Below are 18,048 nucleotides of genomic sequence, written 5' to 3' on the forward strand. Positions count from 1 at the left end.
CTGTGGGAGCGGGCTTGCTCGCGAAAGCGGTGCGTCAGACAAACTGAAAGCTGTCGGCATCCAGGTTCGCCGGAAACCGGGTGCGATACGCCGCCAACTCGGCCGCATCCAGGCTCACCTGAAACACCCCGTCCGCCTCCCCCGCACTCAACAACGTCTCGCCCTGAAAATCCAGCACCTGGCTGTCACCCGTGTAGGCAAAGCCTTTGCCGTCCGTGCCGATCCGGTTCACCGCTGCCACATAGCACAGGTTCTCGATGGCCCGTGCCGGCAACAGCCGGTTCCAGTGCTGGCGCCGAGCCCCCGGCCAGTTGGCGGTATACAACAGCAGGTCGGTGTCTTGGGCATCGCGACTCCACACCGGAAAGCGCAAGTCGTAGCAGATCAGCGGGCGAACACGCCAACCTTTCAGTTCGAACTGCACCTGACGCTCGCCCGGGGTGTAGTGATTGTGCTCACCCGCCATGCGGAACAGGTGGCGCTTGTCGTAATGCAGCACTTCCCCGTCCGGCCGTGCCCACAGCAAGCGGTTACGATGGCTGCCGTCGGCGGCCTGGATGATCACGCTGCCGGTGATTACCGCATCGTACTGTCGGGCTTGGGCCTGGAGCCAGTGATGGGTCGGACCGAACTCTTGTTCGGCAAGGGTCGCCGACTCCATGGAAAAACCGGTGGTGAACATTTCCGGCAACACGATCAGGTCGGCGCCACGGGCCTGCTCCAGCAGCAGCTCGAAATGCTCGAGGTTGGTCTGGCGGTCGTGCCAGGCCAGGGTGGTCTGGACCAGGGCAATGTTCAGGTTGGGCAACGCACTCAGATCACGCATAGTTTTTCCGCTGCCTGCTGCAGCGTCTCCTCGCGTTTGGCAAAACACAGGCGTACTAGACGCTGGCCTTGGGGCGGGCTCTGGTAGAACACCGAGACCGGAATGGTGGCAACGCCGTGTTCACGGGTCATCCACAGCGACATGGCGACGTCATCCAGGTCCGGGCGAATCTGCGAGTAATCCACCAGTTGGAAATAGGTACCGGCGACCCGTGTGAAGCTGAAACGCGACGGCGCCAACAGGTCGCAGAACAGGTCGCGCTTGGCCTGATAAAAGGCCGGCAGTTCATCCACGTGCTCGGGGTGTTCGGCCATGAAGTCCGCCAACGCGTATTGCAACGGCGTCACGCCGCAAAAATTGACGTATTGATGCACCTTGCGCAGCTCGGCAGTGAGCGCCGGCGGTGCGACGACATAGCCGGTTTTCCAGCCAGTAACGTGGTAGGTCTTGCCAAACGAGCTGACCACGAAAGCACGTTGATACAGCTCCTCGTGGGCGAGCACGCTGACATGCGGCACGCCGTCAAACACCAAGTGTTCGTAGACCTCATCGCTGACCAGGTAGATGTCGCGGTCACGGATCAGTTCGGCCAGTTGGTCCAGCTCCGCGCGGCTGATCAGCGCGCCGGTAGGGTTATGCGGCGAGTTCAGGATGATCATGCGTGTGCGTGGCGACAGCGCCGCCCTGATTTTTTCGAAGTCGAGGGCGAAGCCTTGCAGGCTCAATGGCACATGCACGCAACGACCACCGGCCAGCTCGACCGAAGGCTCGTAGCTGTCGTAGCTGGGGTCGAACACGATCACTTCGTCGCCCTGGCGAATCACCGCCTGGATCGCGCAGAAGATCGCTTCGGCGGCGCCCGGCGTGATGGTCACTTCAGTGTCTTGATTGACCGTGGCGTCATAGCTGCGGGCAATCTTGGCGGCCACCTGCTGGCGCAGTATCGGCAAACCGGTCATGGGCGCGTATTGGTTATGCCCCAGGGCGATATGCTTGCCCACGGCATCAAGCAACGCCTTAGGGCCATTGAAATCGGGAAAGCCTTGGGACAGGTTGAGCGCGCCGGTTTCGGCAGCGAGTTGCGACATGGTGGTGAAAATCGTGGTGCCGACATTCGGCAGCTTGCTGGTGATCATGGGAGCCCCCTTCGGGTGAGCTGCAAGTTTTAAGCTGCAAGTTGCAAGCAGGTCAAGGAGCAAACTGGCGCGCACAAAAAAGGGCTCCAAAGGAGCCCTCTCTTGCAGCATGTCGCTTACAACTCGAAGCTGCCGTTATCTCTTGTCCCGGCGCTTCTTGTCGGCCTTTTTGTGGTGACTCATCAAACGACGCTTCTTGTTCACCTGACGGTCAGTCAGTGTGTTCTTGTTGCCTTCGTACGGGTTGTCACTGCCCTTGAACTCGATGCGGATCGGCGTACCGACCAGCTTGAGGACACGGCGGTAGGTGTTTTCCAGGTAGCGCACGTAGGACTTGGGCACCTTCTCCACCTGGTTACCGTGGATCACGATAATCGGCGGGTTGGCGCCGCCCAGGTGGGCATACCGCAGTTTGATTCGGCGGCTGTTGACCATGGGCGGCGCATGCTCGCTCACCGCATCTTCGAGGATCTGGGTCAGGCGGCTGGTCGGCCAGCGGGTGACCGCCGACTTGAACGAGTTCTGCACCGACGCATAGAGGTTGCCCACACCGGTACCGTGCAGCGCCGAGATGAAGTGGATATCGGCGAACTCGACGAAGAACAACCGGCGTTGCAGTTCGACCTTCACGTAGTCGCGCTCGCTCGGGGTCATGCCGTCCCATTTGTTGATCGCGATCACCAGCGCCCGACCAGCCTCCAGGGCAAAGCCCAGCAGGTTGAGGTCGTGGTCCACCACGCCTTCGCGAGCATCCATCACGAAGATCACCACGTTGGCGTCTTTGATGGCCTGCAGGGTTTTCACCACGGAGAATTTTTCGACTTCTTCGTGGATCTTGCCGCGCTTGCGCACACCGGCGGTGTCGATCAGCGTGTACTTTTCCTCGTTGCGTTCGAACGGGATGTAAATGCTGTCGCGGGTGGTGCCGGGCTGGTCATAGACGATCACCCGCTCTTCACCAAGCATGCGGTTGACCAGGGTCGACTTGCCGACGTTGGGACGACCGATGATGGCGATCTTGATACCGTCTTTTTCACTCGGGCCAGGAATGCGCTTGGCTTCCTCGCCTTCGGCAACGATCTCTTCCTCTTCGCCTTCGGCTGGCTCTTCTTCGTCCTTGGGGAAGGTCTGCAGGGCGATTTCCAGCATCTGGTTGATGCCACGACCGTGAGCACCGGCAATCGGGATCGCGTCGCCCAGGCCCATCGGGCTGAATTCGGCACGGGCCAGTTCAGCGTCGATGTTGTCGATCTTGTTGGCCACGACGTAAGAGCGTTTGTTGCGCTTGCGCAGGTGCTCGCCAATCATCTGGTCGGCAGCGGTGTAGCCCGCGCGGGCATCTACCAGGAACAACACGACATCGGCTTCTTCAATGGCGAGCAGCGATTGCTCGGCCATCTTTTCGTCCATGCCATGCTCATCACCGGAAATACCGCCGGTGTCGATAATGATGTAGGAGCGCCCTTGCCACTTTGCCTCACCGTATTGGCGATCACGGGTCAGACCGGACAAGTCGCCGACAATGGCGTCGCGAGTCCTGGTCAGGCGGTTGAACAAGGTGGACTTGCCGACGTTGGGTCGGCCCACCAGGGCGATTACGGGAACCATGCGGCTCTCCACTTCGTTATTTCAGAAAATACAAAAGCCGCTGCAAGGCAGCGGCTGGTGCTCGGGGCAGCATAATCACATGCCGCATGCCCCGCCGAAGCGGGGCCGCCTGGGAGTTACCCCAAGCATAGTCAAACCTTTACTTGATGGTCAGGGCTTCCAGCTTGCCGCTGTTGCCAAACACATAAAGCATGTTACCCACCACCAGCGGACGCGCACGCAGGCCATCGCTGTCGATGCGTTCACGACCGACGAAGCGACCGTCTACCTGGCTCAGCAGGTGCAGGTAGCCTTCGAAGTCGCCCACCGCGACATAGCTGGAAAACACTTCCGGTGCCGACAGTTGACGGCGAGCCAGGGAATCGTTGCTCCACAATGCAGTGGTGGAACGCTCGTCGACACTTTCAACAGTACCGGATGCCAGGCTGACGTAGACGCTGCCGAACCCTTGGGCGACACCGGCGTAGCTGGAGGCATCACGCTGCCAGTTGATGCGGCCACTCTGCAGGTCCAGTGCCGCAACACGGCCTTGGTAGGTGGCTACGTAGAGGGTTTCACCCGACAGCAGCAAACCACCGTCGATGTCCACCACGCGGTCCAGTTCGGAGCGACCTTGCGGAATGGCCACACGGGTTTCCCAGGCCGGCACGCCGTTCTGGGTATCGAGGGCGACCACTTTACCGGTCGACAGACCCGCGACGGCCAGATTGTTGGTCACAACCGGACCACTGGTACCGCGCAGGGTCAGTACCGCAGGGGTGCTGTCGTACAACCAGCGTTGCTGGCCGGTGCTGGCATCCAGGCCGATCACGCGATCATCCTGGGTCTGCACCACCACCACGTCACCGTTGGTGGCAGGCGGAGCGAGTACTTCACTGGTCACGCGCGCGCGCCATTTCTCTTCACCTGTGCTGGAATCCAGCGCCACGACTTCGCCTTTCAGCGTGCCGAGCATCACCAGGCCATAACCCACGCCAACGGCGCCCGACACCGGCAGTTCAAGGTCTTTCTTCCATTTCACATCGCCGTTCATGCGATCCATGGAGATCACCACGCCGGTGACGTCAGCGGCCACAATGTTGTCACCGTCGATCGCCGGTACCAGCATGTTGTAGGTTTCGCCCTGACCGTCACCGATGGAGCGGCTCCACTGCTTTTGCAGGATCACTTCTTCCTTGAAGCTGGTCAGCTCGGCCGGAGGCAGTTCTTTTTTACTGTTGCTGCTGCAACCCGCGGCCAGAACGGCCAGAGCCAGCAATGCTGCATGTTTCCAACGGATCACGTCACGCATCCCCTTTGGCCAAGTCGTCCAGCTTGATTTGTAAGCCACCGACCGCCGCTTCATCCGACAGCGCCGCCTTGGCTTTCTTGTACGCAGCATTGGCTTCGTCGGTACGACCCAATTGGACCAACAGGTCGCCCTTGAGCTCTTCGCGAGTGGCTACAAATGCCTTGTCCGCATCGCCGTCGAGCAGTTTGAGTGCTTCGTCAGCCTTGTTCTGTGCCGCCAGTACCTGAGCCAGGCGTTGTCGTGCGATTTCACCCAGAGTCGGGTTGACCGGCTTGTCCGCAACCGCCTTCAGTTCAGCCGCGGCGTCATCCAGCTTGCCGGAGTCGACCGCGACTTTCGCGACGAACAGGCTGCCGTATTGGGCGTAGGTGCTGCCACCAAATTCGCTCTTCAGCTTGCCGGCCAGGTCTGCGACGTGCGCAGTGTCAGGCTTGCCGTCCGGGGTCAGCGTAGTTTCCAGCAATTGCTGATAGAGGATCGAGGCGCCCTGGGACTGGTTGGCCTGATACTTGTTCCAGGCCTGCCAGCCGAACACCACCACTAACGCCAGCAGACCGCCGGTCACCAGGGGCTTGCCGTTACGCTGCCACCAGTCCTTCAGTTCGGCCAACTGCTCATCATCAGTACTCGACACCCCAATACTCCTTAATCGCTAAATTCGGCTGTTCGACAGCTTCAACCCTGCACGACGCAGGTGGCCAAGTGCGCAGCGAGCGCATCAAAGGCAATGTTCTGTTGCTCACCCTGGCCACGCAGGGGTTTGAAACCTATCACTTGCTGGGCCAACTCGTCATCGCCGAGGATCAATGCGTACAGCGCACCGCTCTTGTCGGCTTTCTTGAACTGGCTCTTGAAACTGCCGGCTCCGGCATTGATCTGCAGACGCAGATTAGGCAATTGGTCACGTACTTTCTCGCTCAAGGCCAGGGCTGCCAGTTCGGCGGCCTCACCAAAAGCGCAGAGGTACACGTCCACCTGACGGGAGATCTCTTCGGGAACCTGCTCCAGGGTTTCCAGCAGCAGGATCAGCCGCTCGATGCCCATGGCAAAACCTACGCCTGTGGTCGGCTTGCCGCCCATCTGCTCGACCAGGCCGTCGTAGCGGCCACCAGCACACACGGTGCCCTGGGCGCCGAGCTTGTCGGTGACCCACTCGAACACGGTCTTGCTGTAGTAATCGAGGCCACGCACCAGTTTTGGATTGATTACGTACGGAATGCCTGCCGCGTCGAGACGCGCCTTGAGGCCCTCGAAGTGTGCACGGGATTCGTCGTCCAGGTAATCGGCCATTTTCGGCGCATCGACCAGGATCGCCTGGGTGTCGGCATTCTTGGTATCAAGGACACGCAACGGGTTGGTTTTCAGGCGGCGCTGGCTGTCTTCGTCCAGCTTGTCCAGATGGGCGCTCAGGTAGTCGACCAGGGCCACGCGGTAGCGGCCTCGGGATTCGCTGGTGCCCAGGCTGTTCAGTTCAAGCTTGACCGCATCGCGGATGCCCAGCAGGCCCCACAGGCGCCAGGTGAGCACGATCAATTCGGCGTCGATGTCCGGGCCATCGAGGTTGAACACTTCCAGGCCGATCTGGTGAAACTGGCGATAACGGCCTTTCTGCGGGCGTTCGTGGCGGAACATCGGGCCGATGTACCAAAGCTTCTGCGGCTGACCGCCCCCGGTGAGGCCATGTTCGAGCACCGCGCGCACGCATGCGGCGGTACCTTCCGGACGCAGGGTCAGGGAGTCGCCGTTGCGATCTTCAAAGGTGTACATCTCTTTTTCGACGATGTCGGTCACTTCACCGATGGAGCGTTTGAACAGCTCGGTGAACTCGACGATCGGCATGCGAATCTGCTTGTAACCGTAGTTATCCAGCAGGCGCGCGACAGTACCTTCGAAATAGCGCCACAGCGGCGTCTGTTCCGGCAGGATGTCGTTCATGCCACGAATGGCTTGCAGAGACTTGCTCACATCAAATCCTTAAATTCGTTCTTAGCCGCGCGCGATCAGCGCTGCGTCGGCGGCGACCTTTTCGGCGGCCTTCTCGCGGATCAACCTTTCGAGCTCATCCACCAGATTGTCATTCGTCAGTTTCTGCGACGGCTTGCCGTCGATGTAAATCAGGTTCGGTGTACCACCGGTCAGGCCTATATGGGCCTCTTTGGCCTCACCTGGTCCGTTGACCACGCAGCCGATCACCGCAACATCCAGCGGCACCAGCAGGTCCTCGAGGCGCCCTTCCAGTTCGTTCATGGTTTTCACCACGTCGAAGTTCTGCCGCGAGCAGCTCGGGCAGGCAATGAAGTTGATGCCACGGGAACGCAAATGCAGGGATTTGAGAATGTCGTAGCCGACTTTCACCTCCTCTACCGGGTCTGCCGCCAGGGAGATGCGGATAGTATCGCCAATTCCTTCGGCGAGCAGCATACCGAGACCCACCGCAGATTTCACCGTACCTGAGCGCAAACCACCTGCTTCGGTGATCCCCAGGTGCAGCGGTTGCACGATTTCCTTGGCCAACAGGCGATAGGCTTCGACGGCCATGAACACGTCGGAAGCCTTTACGCTGACCTTGAAGTCCTGGAAATTCAGCCGTTCAAGGTGTTCAACATGGCGCAACGCCGACTCGACCAGCGCTGCCGGGGTGGGCTCGCCGTACTTCTTTTGCAGGTCTTTTTCCAGGGAGCCGGCATTGACGCCGATGCGGATTGGAATACCCCGATCACGTGCCGCATCCACCACGGCACGCACCCGGTCTTCGCGACCGATGTTGCCCGGGTTGATGCGCAGGCAGTCAACGCCCAGCTCCGCGACGCGCAAGGCGATCCGGTAGTCGAAGTGGATGTCGGCCACCAGCGGCACCTTGACCAGTTGCTTGATACGACCAAAGGCCTCGGCCGCGTCCATGTCCGGCACGGATACACGCACGATGTCCACACCGGCCGCTTCCAGGCGGTTGATCTGGGCAACGGTGGCAGCCACATCATTGGTGTCGCTGTTGGTCATGCTCTGTACCGCGATGGGGGCATCGCCACCCACCGGCACCGAGCCGACCCAGATCTTGCGCGATACGCGACGTTTGATTGGAGATTCGCCGTGCATGACTATTGTCCCAGCTTCAGGCGAGCGGTCTCGCCAGTGGTGAACGGCGCCACGTCCACAGGCTGGCCGTTGTAGGCCACTTGCGCGCCACGGGCAAAGCCCAGACGCAGCGTCAGAGGAGGCTTGCCGCCCTGGTCAAGCGTATCTCCCTTACGCTTCAGACCGCTAAACAGCACTTTGCCATTGCCATCGGTGACCTGCGTCCAGCAGTCAGCGATGAAGGTGATCTGTACACGACCATCACCGGCGATCAACGCTGGAGTGGTGGGCGGCGAAATCGCAGGCGCCGCCGGGGTAGCCGGGGCCACAGGGGCTTGCGTGGCAGGCGCAGCAGGTGTGGCAGGCACATGGGCCTGAGCCTGCGGCGCTGCTGGCGTGGCTGGTGCGGCTGGAGCTGGAGCGGTCACCGCAGGCGCCGTTTCCGGCGCGGGTGTTTCGGCAGTGGCTGGCGCTTCGGACGCCGCTTGACCTTCGGCTACCGCCTGGTCTTCCGGCTCATCCAGTGGGTGAATCTGTGTGGTGCCGTCGGCGCTCTCGACCTCGACGTGCTCCATGGCGTTGCTGACCAGGTCCTTGGTACGCAAGGACGTCTGGTCTTGCCACCAGACAAAACCACCGCCGATCACGGCGATCAGCAGCAGCAGGCTGACAATGCGCAAAATGGTGTGGGAAACCCGTACCGGCTCTTCAATACGTCCCAGGCCATGCACATTGCTGCCCTGGGAGTCGGTGCCGGTGAACTGATCGAATTCCTGGACCAGCACGGCCTGGTCGATGCCCAGCAACTTGGCGTAGGCACGGATATAACCCCGGGCGAAGGTGTGCCCAGGCAGCTTGTCGAACGCGCCGGCTTCCAGGTTGGCCAGGGATGTGGCGGTCAGATTGAGCTTGAGGGCCACCTCTGCCAGGGACCATCCTTTGCTTTCACGGGCCTGACGCAAGGTCTCGCCTGGGTTTACGCGATTAGCTGCTACAACTTCCGGGTGCGCCGCTTTCATCATTGCTCCGACAGGTATTGCTGATATTCCGGCGTACCGGGATAGAGTCGTTCGAGTTGCTGGCCAAATCGTGCGGCCGTGTCGCGTTCTTCATGAACCGTCGCCAGGCGCACACCGAGCAATAGACTACGTGCATTTTGCCCGCTGAGCAGGCTAAAACGCTCGTAATAGTCACGTGCCGGCACATAATGCCTGTCTTCGTAGGACAACTCAGCCATTTCAAGCAATGCCCGTGGCTGGCGACTGTTCAGGTGCAGGGCTTTTTCCAGTTGCTGGCGCGCAACGTCGCGCTGGCCAAGGCGCACCGACGTCACACCGAGGTTCTCGAATACACGCGAGCGCTCAGGATAGAGCGTATCGGCGCTGGCCTGCTGGAAATAACGGGAAGCCTGGTCATAACGTTTCTGCTCGAACAGGAAGCTGCCGTAGTTGTTCAGCAGCCGAGGGTCGGCAGGCCGTGCGGCCAGGGCTTTATTGAAGTATCGATCGGCCAGTTCAGGCTCGGCCTGGGCCTGGAAGACCAAGGCCAGCGCGGCATTGGCGTCGGCATCGTCGCTGTCCAGCTCAAGAGCCTTTTTCAACGGTGCCTTGGCTTGCTCGCTCATGCCCTGGCGCAGGTAACCCAGGCCCAATTGCACATAGGCAACCCGCGCCTCGTCACGACCTTTGCCGGTTTGCAGGGGGCTCTCATGGCCCGATGAAACGCAACCGGTCGCAAGGCCGGTAACAAGCAAAAGCAGCGCAAGGCGCAAGGGCATAGAGATCCTCTCTCAGTTTCGGTTTGCAGCGCTTTGCGGCATGTCGTCAGCTGCGCTCAGTTCACGCACCGCGATATAACGCTCGCTGCGGCGGGTGCGATCCAGCACCTGCCCTACCAATTGGCCACAGGCCGCATCGATGTCCTCACCACGGGTGGTGCGCACGGTGACATTGAAGCCCGCCTGGTGCAGTTGATCCTGGAAACGGCGGATGGCGTTGTTGCTCGGCCGCTCGTAGCCAGAATGGGGAAACGGGTTGAACGGAATCAGGTTGATCTTGCACGGCACGTTCTTGAGCAGCTCGATCATCTCGACCGCGTGCTCGACTTTGTCGTTGATGTCCTTGAGCAAGGTGTATTCGATGGTCAGTACACGCTTTTCGCCCAGGGCCGACATGTAGCGCTGGCAGGAATCGAGGAGCATCTTAAGCGGATACTTCTTGTTGATCGGCACCAATTGGTTACGCAATGCGTCATTGGGTGCGTGCAGCGACAACGCCAGGGAGACGTCGATGTGCTTGGCCAATTCATCGATCATCGGAACCACGCCGGATGTCGACAGGGTCACGCGGCGCTTGGAGATGCCGTAGCCCAGGTCGTCCATCATCAGGCGCATGGCCGAAATGACGTTGTCGAAGTTCAGCAGCGGTTCCCCCATCCCCATCATCACCACGTTGGTGATGGCGCGGTCGATGGTGGCCGGAACGCTGCCGAAGGATTTATTGGCGATCCACACCTGGCCAATGACTTCGGCGGCGGTGAGGTTGCTGTTGAAGCCTTGCTTGCCGGTGGAGCAGAAACTGCAGTCCAGGGCACAGCCTGCCTGGGACGAAACGCACAAGGTGCCGCGCTTGCCCTGGGGAATGTAAACAGTCTCGACGCAGCTGCCGGACGCCACGCGCACCACCCACTTGCGGGTGCCGTCGCTGGAAATGTCCTCGCTGACCACTTCAGGACCACGAACCTCAGCGACAGCCTTGAGTTTTTCACGCAAGGCCTTGCTGACGTTCGTCATGGCATCGAAATCGTCGACGCCAAAGTGGTGAATCCATTTCATTACCTGACCGGCACGGAAACGCTTCTCCCCGATTGAGTCGAAGAATTTCTCCATTTCCGGCTGAGTCAGACCCAGCAGGTTGGTTTTTACAGTCGATGTCGTCATGGATTCACCCTCACTCTTTAAGCCGGTGCTTAGCGAGTGGTTACTTCAGTAGCTGCGAAGAAGTAAGCGATTTCGCGAGCAGCAGCGGCTTCGGAGTCCGAACCGTGTACGGCGTTGGCGTCGATGGACTCGGCGAAGTCAGCACGGATGGTGCCGGCAGCAGCTTCTTTAGGGTTGGTAGCGCCCATCAGCTCACGGTTCAGAGCAATGGCGTTTTCGCCTTCCAGAACCTGAACAACGACAGGACCGGAGGTCATGAAGGCAACCAGGTCACCGAAGAAACCGCGAGCGCTGTGCTCGGCGTAGAAGCCTTCGGCTTCAGCCTTGGACAGTTGCTTGATTTTGGAAGCTACGATTTTCAGGCCGGCTTCTTCAAAACGGGTAGTGATCTTGCCGATGACGTTTTTTGCAACAGCGTCAGGCTTGATGATGGAGAAAGTACGTTGAACAGCCATGGTGTAACTCCAGAAACGGTAATTTACGAAAAATTAAACCCGCGAATTATACGCGGGTTATTGGGTATTGCCTAACTGCGTAAGGGAGGCGTCAGTCCTGTTCTTCTTTCCAGGCAGTCTGGATAGCTTCCAAAACCTTTTCGCCGCCCCGGTCCCGCTCATCTTCAAACCCTGGCAACGCCATGACCATGTCACGCAAAGCGACAAAGTTCAGCGAATAAGGGTCCAGATCCGGATAACCATCAGCCAACAGAATGGCGATTTCTTGTACATCAACCCATTTCAGGCTCATGACATTTCCTTGAATCAATGCGGCGCTTCGGCTGCATGGTTGAGCGAATATTTCGGAATTTCCACGGTGATGTCTTCCGTCCCGACCTTTGCCTGACAGCTTAGGCGCGAATGCGCTTCCAGGCCCCAGGCGCGATCAAGAAAGTCCTCCTCCAGCTCGTCCGCCTCTTCCAGGGTATTGAACCCTTCGCGAATGATGCAGTGGCAGGTGGTGCAGGCGCAGACACCGCCGCAAGCGCTTTCGATCTCGATATGGTTGTCATGGGCGACTTCGAGGATGGACTTGCCGGTCTCAGCCTCCACGACCATACCGTCCGGGCAATGCTCGGCGTGTGGCAGAAAAATGACCTGCGGCATTAATTATTCCTCGATTTCATTCAGGTTGCGTCCCGCCAGGGCGGCTTTTACCGTCTGGTCCATACGGCGGGCGGCAAAGGCATCGGTCACTTGCGACAGACGCTTGGTCTGCTGCTCGATGGCATAACCATCGGTGCCTTTCATCAGTTCGGCCAGTTCCTGCATTTGCAGGTCAATGACCATGCGCTCTTCGGCGTCCAGCAAACGCTCGCCGTCGACCTCGAGGGCGCCCTGCACCGCTTCGATCAGACGCTGGGCATCGACCTGCTGCTCACGCAAGACACGGGCGACCTTGTCGTCACCGGCGTACTGGAACGAATCCTTGAGCATCTTGGCGATTTCGCCATCGGTGAGGCCATAGGACGGCTTGACCTGGATACTCGCTTCCACGCCCGAGCCCAGTTCGCGAGCAGCGACGTTGAGCAGGCCATCGGCGTCGACCTGGAAGGTCACGCGAATCTTTGCCGCCCCCGCGACCATGGCCGGAATACCACGCAATTCGAAGCGTGCCAGGGAGCGGCAGTCGCTGATCAGCTCGCGCTCGCCTTGCAGCACATGAATCATCATGGCCGTCTGGCCGTCTTTGTAAGTGGTGAAATCCTGGGCACGAGCGACCGGGATGGTGGTGTTGCGAGGAATCACCTTCTCCATCAGGCCGCCCATGGTTTCCAGCCCTAAAGACAATGGAATCACGTCGAGCAAAAGCAGTTCGCTACCGTCGCGTTTGTTACCGGCCAGGGTATCGGCCTGGATCGCAGCGCCAATGGCAACGACTTGATCCGGATCGATTTCGGTCAGTGGCTGACGGCCAAAGGCTTGAGCAACCGCTTCGCGAACACGCGGCACACGAGTCGAACCGCCGACCATCACCACGGCGCCGACGTCTTCCAGCTCGATACCGGAATCACGCACTGCACGGCGGCAGGCTTTCAGGCTGCGGGCCACCATCGGTTCGATCAATGCGTCGAAGGCGTCACGGCTCAACCGGGCAGACCAGTTGCCGTAGGAAACTTCTACAGAAGCAGCATCCGTCAGCGCTTCTTTGGCCGCACAGGCGGTTTGCAGCAGGTTACGCTGCGCGCCTGGATCCAGATCCGCCGACAATCCGGCGTTGCTGATGATCCAGCTCGCGATTGCATGATCGAAGTCATCACCACCCAAGGCACTATCGCCGCCGGTAGCAAGCACTTCGAAGACACCACCCGTCAGGCGCAGGATCGAAATATCAAAGGTACCGCCGCCCAGGTCGTAGATGGCGACCAGCCCCTCGGCGTGCTGGTCCAGGCCGTAGGCCACCGCCGCAGCGGTCGGCTCGTTGAGCAGGCGCAAGACGTTAAGGCCAGCGAGTCTTGCCGCGTCCTTGGTGGCCTGGCGCTGAGCGTCATCGAAGTAAGCCGGAACCGTGATCACCGCACCAACCAGTTCACCGCCCAACGTGCTTTCTGCGCGCTGGCGGAGCACCTTGAGGATATCGGCTGACACTTCCACCGGGCTTTTCGGGCCTTGGACAGTGTCGATGAACGGCATGTGGGATTCGCCGCCGACAAAGCGGTACGGCAGTTGGTCGCCCAATTGCTTGACGTCGGACAGACCACGACCCATCAAGCGCTTGACCGAAAGCACGGTATTCAAAGGGTCGGAAGACGCAGCCAGCTTGGCCGATTCACCGACTTCGGTGCGATCGGCGTGGTAGCGCACGGCGGATGGCAGGATCACCCGGCCATCCGCATCGGGAAGCGGCTCGGACAAGCCGCTGCGCAAAGCAGCAACCAGGGAATTGGTGGTGCCCAAGTCAATCCCGACCGCCAGGCGACGCTGGTGCGGTTGAGGGCTTTGGCCGGGTTCGGCGATTTGCAGTAGGGCCATGGTAATCAGGTCTTATCTGTCTATCAGGCGTGCATCACGGGCAGCACACGGGGTTAATCGTCGAGGCGCTCTTCTAGCTGGCGCACTTCGTAGGTGAGCTTGTCCAGGAACTGCATGCGCCGCATCAGGCGTTCGGCCTGTTCGCGTTGCGCCGCATCATCCCAACAGGCCGCGAAACTTTCGTTGAGCGCATCCTGGGCAGTTTTCAGACGACGCTTGAAGACCGCGACACCCGCCAGGTCGGCTTCGTCCTGCAAGTCCTCGAGCTCTTCACGCCACTGCATCTGCTGCATCAGGAAGTCCGGGTCATGCACCGTAACTTCCAGCGGCAACTCACCCCCTTTCATCGCCAGCAGATAGCGGGCGCGCTTGGGCGGGCTTTTCAGGGTCTGATAGGCTTCGTTGAGGCTGGCCGACTGCTCGAGCGCCAGGCGCTGCTCGCGCTCGGACGCATCAGTGAAGCGGTCCGGATGCACCCCACGCGCCAACTCTCGGTAGCGCGTGGCAAGCTGCTCGAGGTCCAGCCGAAAACTCGGCTGCAGCTCGAATAAAGCGAAATGACAAGGAGTACCCACGAATAGCCTCAGATGTTGAAGCTTTCGCCGCAGCCACATTCACCGCGCACGTTGGGGTTGTTGAACTTGAAGCCTTCGTTCAACCCTTCCTTGACGAAATCGAGTTCGGTGCCGTCCAGGTAGGTCAGGCTTTTAGGGTCGATGATCACCTTTTCGCCGTGACTTTCGAACACCTGGTCTTCCGCAACCACCTCGTCGACAAACTCCAGCACATAGGCAAGGCCGGAGCAGCCCGTGGTGCGCACACCCAGACGAATCCCCTCACCCTTACCGCGCCCATTCAGGGAGCGGCGAATGTGCTGCGCAGCCGCTTCTGTCATGCTGATAGCCATCGTTGACTCCTTACTCGTCGCCAAATGCTTAGATCAAGCCTTTCTTCTGCTTGTAGTCGCGAACGGCTGCCTTGATGGCGTCTTCAGCGAGTACGGAGCAGTGGATTTTCACCGGCGGCAGAGCCAGTTCTTCGGCCAGCTGGGTGTTGCTGATGGTGACAGCCTCATCCAGGGTCTTGCCTTTCATCCATTCGGTCGCCAGGGAGCTGGAGGCGATGGCCGAACCGCAGCCGTAGGTCTTGAACTTGGCGTCTTCGATAACACCGTTGTCGTTGACCTTGATCTGCAGGCGCATCACATCGCCGCACGCCGGGGCGCCGACCATGCCGGTGCCCACGTCTGGGTCTTCCGCGTCCATCTTGCCGACGTTACGCGGGTTTTCGTAGTGGTCGATGACCTTTTCGCTGTAAGCCATGGTACTGAATCCTCACTCATCAGGGCCGCTCTGGAACCCTGTAGAAACGCCTGCGTTTTCCGCCACGTTCCTACAGAGCCGGGGTGGCGGCTTCTATAGTTAGTGTGCCGCCCACTCGATCTTGGAAATATCGACACCGTCTTTGTACATGTCCCACAACGGCGACAGGACGCGCAGCTTGTTGACGGCCTCGCAGACTTTCTGCGCGGCGTAGTCGACTTGCTCTTCGGTGGTGAAACGGCCGAACGTAAAGCGGATCGAGCTGTGTGCCAGTTCGTCGTTGCGACCCAGGGCGCGCAGCACGTACGAAGGCTCAAGGGACGCCGAGGTGCAGGCCGAACCGGACGAAACCGCCAGATCCTTGAGCGCCATGATCAGCGACTCGCCTTCGACATAGTTGAAGCTCAAATTCAGGTTGTGCGGTACACGGGCGGTCATGCTGCCGTTGATGTACAGCTCTTCAAGGCCCTCGACCTGCTTGTAGAAGCGGTCGCTCAGGGCTTTGATACGAATATTTTCGGCGGCCATGTCTTCTTTGGCTACGCGGAAGGCTTCGCCCATGCCGACGATCTGGTGGGTCGCCAGGGTGCCGGAACGCATGCCGCGCTCGTGACCGCCACCGTGCATGGTGGCTTCGATGCGCACACGTGGCTTGCGGCTCACGTACAGGGCGCCGATGCCTTTAGGGCCGTAGGTCTTGTGGGCAGAGAACGACATCAGGTCGACTTTCAGTTTCGACAGATCGATATCGACCTTGCCGGTGGACTGGGCAGCGTCGACGTGCAGCAGGATACCCTTCGAACGAGTCAGTTCGCCGATGGCTGCGATGTCGTTGATGGTGCCGATTTCGTTGTTCACGTGAATGACGGAAACCAGGATGGTGTCTTCACGCAGGGCAGCTTCGATCATGGCCGGAGTGACGATACCGTCGGTGGTGGGCTCGAGGTAGGTAACCTCGAAACCTTCACGCTCCAGTTGACGCATGGTATCCAGGACCGCCTTGTGCTCGATCTTGGTAGTGATCAGGTGCTTGCCCTTGGTCGCATAGAAATGCGCCGCACCCTTGATTGCCAGGTTGTCGGACTCGGTGGCACCGGAGGTCCAGACGATTTCGCGCGGGTCTGCACCCACCAGATCTGCGACCTGGCGACGAGCATTCTCGACTGCTTCCTCGGCTTTCCAGCCAAATACGTGGGAACGGGAGGCCGGGTTGCCGAAGTTTCCGTCAACCAGCAGGCATTCGCTCATCTTCTGCGCAACACGCGGATCAACCGGGGTGGTCGCAGAGTAATCAAGGTAAATCGGCAATTTCATGGACTTTCTCCTAAATCAGGCTGGCTGGCGCGCCGTTAGCTCTTCGGCTGTCACTCGACGGCGGACGCTTCAATCTTGTCCAGACGCGGCGCCTTGGTGTTGCAACGGCGCTGGTCCTGACGCTGGGCTACTTCCTGCACCTCACGGCGAGTCACAAGATCAGCCAAGCTGATACCACTCAAAAACTCATGGATCTGCAGGCTCAAGTCACACCACAGGTGGTGCGTCAGGCAGGTGTCACCGGCATGGCAGTCACCCAGTCCCTGGCATTTGGTGGCATCGACGGACTCATTCACCGCATCGATGACCTGCGCCACCTGGATGCCCTTCATGTCACGGGACAATTGATAGCCGCCCCCCGGCCCCCGCACGCTGGAAACCAGATTGCTACGGCGCAATTTGGCAAACAGTTGCTCGAGATAGGACAGGGAAATGCCTTGGCGCTCGGAGATATCGGCCAGGGACACCGGCCCAGTTTGCGCGTGCAAGGCCAGGTCAAGCATGGCGGTCACCGCGTATCGGCCTTTTGTAGTCAGTCTCATGGACAAGTACCAAGGTGTTTCAGAATGGGAGCAAGTATGCGATTCCCGAGTATTTAAGTCAACTATAAGACCTAGTACTTTAGTCAGGATTACCCGTAAAAAGGCGCGCGAATAATAGCAGGATGGGGCGGGATCGAACAGGCGAGAGCGAGCTCAACAAAAAATTGCGGGACCGACCGAGATCAAATGAGGGAGCGGGCTTGCTCGCTCCCACAGGGGCCGACAGTGACCGCCAGGGCTCAACCTGCCTTGGTAGTGGCTGCTTCATCCTTGATTTCGGCGAAGTCTTCTTCGCGCAGTTCTGGCAGATCTTTCGCACAGTAAGGGCTACCCAGATCCTTCAGCGCACCGCACATACCGTCCAGCTTGCCGTCGACTGCCTGCAAATGATCGAGCAACTGGCCAATGGCACGGGCGATCGGGTCAGGCATGTCTTCGCTGACACCATAGGCATCGAAGCCGATTTTCTCGGCCATGGCCTTGCGCTTGGCTTCCTGCTCGTCAGCCACTTCCGGCTTGACGATGATCCGGCCAGGAATGCCCACCACCGTAGCACCCGGCGGCACGGCCTTGGTCACCACCGCATTGGAACCCACTTTGGCGCCAGCACCCACGGTAAACGGACCGAGCACCTTGGCACCCGCCCCCACCACCACGCCATTTTCCAGCGTCGGGTGGCGCTTGCCTTTGTTCCAACTGGTCCCCCCCAGGGTAACGCCTTGATAGAGGGTCACGTCATCGCCGATTTCCGCAGTCTCACCAATAACGATCCCCATACCATGGTCGATGAAGAAACGACGCCCCACTTTGGCACCCGGGTGAATTTCGATACCGGTCAGCCAGCGTCCAAAGTTAGACACCAGTCGCGCCAGCCACTTCCAGCCCATACCCCACAGCGCGCCAGACAGGCGGTGAATCCAGATTGCATGCATGCCCGGGTAGCAGGTCAGCACCTCAAAGGCGTTGCGCGCCGCCGGATCACGGTGGAAAACACTCTGGATATCTTCTCGCAAACGCTCGAACATTT

General features: G+C 59.7%; 20 protein-coding genes. All 20 read right to left on the bottom strand.

Translation table 11 applies throughout. The features are described from left to right. Positions 1-34: 34 nt before the first annotated feature. A complete protein-coding gene (locus ACW9IN_RS10510) occupies positions 35-826 on the bottom strand; it encodes an amidohydrolase (RefSeq protein ID WP_457365801.1) in 792 nt (263 codons plus the stop codon). Further along, positions 814-1,962 (bottom strand): pyridoxal phosphate-dependent aminotransferase, encoded by a 1,149-nt coding sequence (locus tag ACW9IN_RS10515; protein WP_457365802.1) that lies wholly within the window; start codon positions 1,960-1,962, stop codon positions 814-816. Before ACW9IN_RS10515 ends, ACW9IN_RS10510 begins: the two co-directional genes overlap by 13 nt. Positions 1,963-2,097: 135 nt before the next feature. After that, positions 2,098-3,570: a ribosome biogenesis GTPase Der gene (gene der / locus ACW9IN_RS10520; RefSeq protein ID WP_457365803.1), complete on the bottom strand. Its 1,473-nt coding sequence runs from the start codon at positions 3,568-3,570 to the stop codon at positions 2,098-2,100. 139 nt (positions 3,571-3,709) lie between these two features. After that, a complete protein-coding gene (gene bamB / locus ACW9IN_RS10525) occupies positions 3,710-4,861 on the bottom strand; it encodes an outer membrane protein assembly factor BamB (RefSeq protein WP_457365804.1) in 1,152 nt (383 codons plus the stop codon). Beyond that, positions 4,854-5,495: a YfgM family protein gene (locus ACW9IN_RS10530; RefSeq protein ID WP_457365805.1), complete on the bottom strand. Its 642-nt coding sequence runs from the start codon at positions 5,493-5,495 to the stop codon at positions 4,854-4,856. The genes bamB and ACW9IN_RS10530 overlap by 8 nt, the downstream gene beginning before the upstream one ends. 41 nt (positions 5,496-5,536) lie before the next feature. Next, positions 5,537-6,826, bottom strand: coding sequence for a histidine--tRNA ligase (gene hisS / locus ACW9IN_RS10535; RefSeq protein ID WP_457365806.1), 1,290 nt, complete (start codon positions 6,824-6,826; stop codon positions 5,537-5,539). Positions 6,827-6,847: 21 nt separating this feature from the next. Beyond that, entirely contained in the window at positions 6,848-7,957 is a 1,110-nt protein-coding gene (ispG, locus tag ACW9IN_RS10540; RefSeq protein ID WP_123715341.1) for a flavodoxin-dependent (E)-4-hydroxy-3-methylbut-2-enyl-diphosphate synthase, read from the bottom strand. A 2-nt stretch (positions 7,958-7,959) separates the two neighbouring features. After that, a complete protein-coding gene (locus tag ACW9IN_RS10545) occupies positions 7,960-8,955 on the bottom strand; it encodes a RodZ domain-containing protein (protein ID WP_457365807.1) in 996 nt (331 codons plus the stop codon). Then, positions 8,955-9,713, bottom strand: coding sequence for a type IV pilus biogenesis/stability protein PilW (gene pilW, locus ACW9IN_RS10550; protein ID WP_457365808.1), 759 nt, complete (start codon positions 9,711-9,713; stop codon positions 8,955-8,957). Before pilW ends, ACW9IN_RS10545 begins: the two co-directional genes overlap by 1 nt. Positions 9,714-9,725: 12 nt before the next feature. Further along, positions 9,726-10,874 carry a 23S rRNA (adenine(2503)-C(2))-methyltransferase RlmN gene (rlmN, locus tag ACW9IN_RS10555; RefSeq protein WP_457365809.1) on the bottom strand — a complete coding sequence of 383 codons (1,149 nt, stop codon included), beginning with the start codon at positions 10,872-10,874 and terminating at the stop codon, positions 9,726-9,728. Positions 10,875-10,903: 29 nt separating this feature from the next. Beyond that, on the bottom strand, positions 10,904-11,329 hold the full coding sequence (gene ndk, locus ACW9IN_RS10560; RefSeq protein ID WP_008092560.1) for a nucleoside-diphosphate kinase: 426 nt from the start codon (positions 11,327-11,329) through the stop codon (positions 10,904-10,906). A gap of 91 nt (positions 11,330-11,420) precedes the next feature. Next, positions 11,421-11,621, bottom strand: coding sequence for a Fe-S cluster assembly protein IscX (gene iscX / locus ACW9IN_RS10565; protein WP_060754320.1), 201 nt, complete (start codon positions 11,619-11,621; stop codon positions 11,421-11,423). A 14-nt stretch (positions 11,622-11,635) separates the two neighbouring features. Next, positions 11,636-11,977, bottom strand: coding sequence for an ISC system 2Fe-2S type ferredoxin (fdx, locus tag ACW9IN_RS10570; protein WP_017736823.1), 342 nt, complete (start codon positions 11,975-11,977; stop codon positions 11,636-11,638). A gap of 3 nt (positions 11,978-11,980) precedes the next feature. Next, positions 11,981-13,843 carry a Fe-S protein assembly chaperone HscA gene (gene hscA, locus ACW9IN_RS10575; RefSeq protein WP_457365810.1) on the bottom strand — a complete coding sequence of 621 codons (1,863 nt, stop codon included), beginning with the start codon at positions 13,841-13,843 and terminating at the stop codon, positions 11,981-11,983. A 53-nt stretch (positions 13,844-13,896) separates the two neighbouring features. Beyond that, positions 13,897-14,418 (bottom strand): co-chaperone HscB, encoded by a 522-nt coding sequence (gene hscB, locus ACW9IN_RS10580; protein ID WP_457365811.1) that lies wholly within the window; start codon positions 14,416-14,418, stop codon positions 13,897-13,899. Between the two features lie 8 nt (positions 14,419-14,426). Continuing rightward, a complete protein-coding gene (gene iscA, locus ACW9IN_RS10585) occupies positions 14,427-14,750 on the bottom strand; it encodes an iron-sulfur cluster assembly protein IscA (protein ID WP_003175963.1) in 324 nt (107 codons plus the stop codon). Positions 14,751-14,778: 28 nt separating this feature from the next. After that, the gene (gene iscU / locus ACW9IN_RS10590) at positions 14,779-15,165 is read right to left on the bottom strand and encodes a Fe-S cluster assembly scaffold IscU (protein WP_010207899.1); all 387 of its coding nucleotides are present in this window, start codon (positions 15,163-15,165) and stop codon (positions 14,779-14,781) included. Positions 15,166-15,264: 99 nt separating this feature from the next. Then, positions 15,265-16,479, bottom strand: a complete 1,215-nt coding sequence (locus ACW9IN_RS10595; protein WP_016971998.1) for an IscS subfamily cysteine desulfurase — start codon at positions 16,477-16,479, stop codon at positions 15,265-15,267. Between the two features lie 50 nt (positions 16,480-16,529). Beyond that, entirely contained in the window at positions 16,530-17,021 is a 492-nt protein-coding gene (iscR, locus tag ACW9IN_RS10600) for a Fe-S cluster assembly transcriptional regulator IscR (RefSeq protein ID WP_457365812.1), read from the bottom strand. 239 nt (positions 17,022-17,260) lie between these two features. Then, positions 17,261-18,046 (bottom strand): serine O-acetyltransferase, encoded by a 786-nt coding sequence (gene cysE / locus ACW9IN_RS10605; RefSeq protein ID WP_457365813.1) that lies wholly within the window; start codon positions 18,044-18,046, stop codon positions 17,261-17,263. Positions 18,047-18,048 lie beyond the last annotated feature (2 nt).

The organism is Pseudomonas sp. SDO5271_S396 (genome assembly GCF_054071795.1).

Excerpts from the sequence above, each read along its gene's own strand:
- ACW9IN_RS10510 (WP_457365801.1), bottom strand. The coding sequence starts at position 826 with ATGCGTGATCTGAGTGCGTTGCCCAACCTGAACATTGCCCTGGTCCAG.
- ACW9IN_RS10515 (WP_457365802.1), bottom strand. The coding sequence starts at position 1,962 with ATGATCACCAGCAAGCTGCCGAATGTCGGCACCACGATTTTCACCACC.
- der (WP_457365803.1), bottom strand. The coding sequence starts at position 3,570 with ATGGTTCCCGTAATCGCCCTGGTGGGCCGACCCAACGTCGGCAAGTCC.
- bamB (WP_457365804.1), bottom strand. The coding sequence starts at position 4,861 with ATGCGTGACGTGATCCGTTGGAAACATGCAGCATTGCTGGCTCTGGCC.
- ispG (WP_123715341.1), bottom strand. The coding sequence starts at position 7,957 with ATGCACGGCGAATCTCCAATCAAACGTCGCGTATCGCGCAAGATCTGG.
- ACW9IN_RS10545 (WP_457365807.1), bottom strand. The coding sequence starts at position 8,955 with ATGAAAGCGGCGCACCCGGAAGTTGTAGCAGCTAATCGCGTAAACCCA.
- pilW (WP_457365808.1), bottom strand. The coding sequence starts at position 9,713 with ATGCCCTTGCGCCTTGCGCTGCTTTTGCTTGTTACCGGCCTTGCGACC.
- rlmN (WP_457365809.1), bottom strand. The coding sequence starts at position 10,874 with ATGACGACATCGACTGTAAAAACCAACCTGCTGGGTCTGACTCAGCCG.
- ndk (WP_008092560.1), bottom strand. The coding sequence starts at position 11,329 with ATGGCTGTTCAACGTACTTTCTCCATCATCAAGCCTGACGCTGTTGCA.
- iscX (WP_060754320.1), bottom strand. The coding sequence starts at position 11,621 with ATGAGCCTGAAATGGGTTGATGTACAAGAAATCGCCATTCTGTTGGCT.
- fdx (WP_017736823.1), bottom strand. The coding sequence starts at position 11,977 with ATGCCGCAGGTCATTTTTCTGCCACACGCCGAGCATTGCCCGGACGGT.
- hscA (WP_457365810.1), bottom strand. The coding sequence starts at position 13,843 with ATGGCCCTACTGCAAATCGCCGAACCCGGCCAAAGCCCTCAACCGCAC.
- iscA (WP_003175963.1), bottom strand. The coding sequence starts at position 14,750 with ATGGCTATCAGCATGACAGAAGCGGCTGCGCAGCACATTCGCCGCTCC.
- iscU (WP_010207899.1), bottom strand. The coding sequence starts at position 15,165 with ATGGCTTACAGCGAAAAGGTCATCGACCACTACGAAAACCCGCGTAAC.
- ACW9IN_RS10595 (WP_016971998.1), bottom strand. The coding sequence starts at position 16,479 with ATGAAATTGCCGATTTACCTTGATTACTCTGCGACCACCCCGGTTGAT.
- iscR (WP_457365812.1), bottom strand. The coding sequence starts at position 17,021 with ATGAGACTGACTACAAAAGGCCGATACGCGGTGACCGCCATGCTTGAC.
- cysE (WP_457365813.1), bottom strand. The coding sequence starts at position 18,046 with ATGTTCGAGCGTTTGCGAGAAGATATCCAGAGTGTTTTCCACCGTGAT.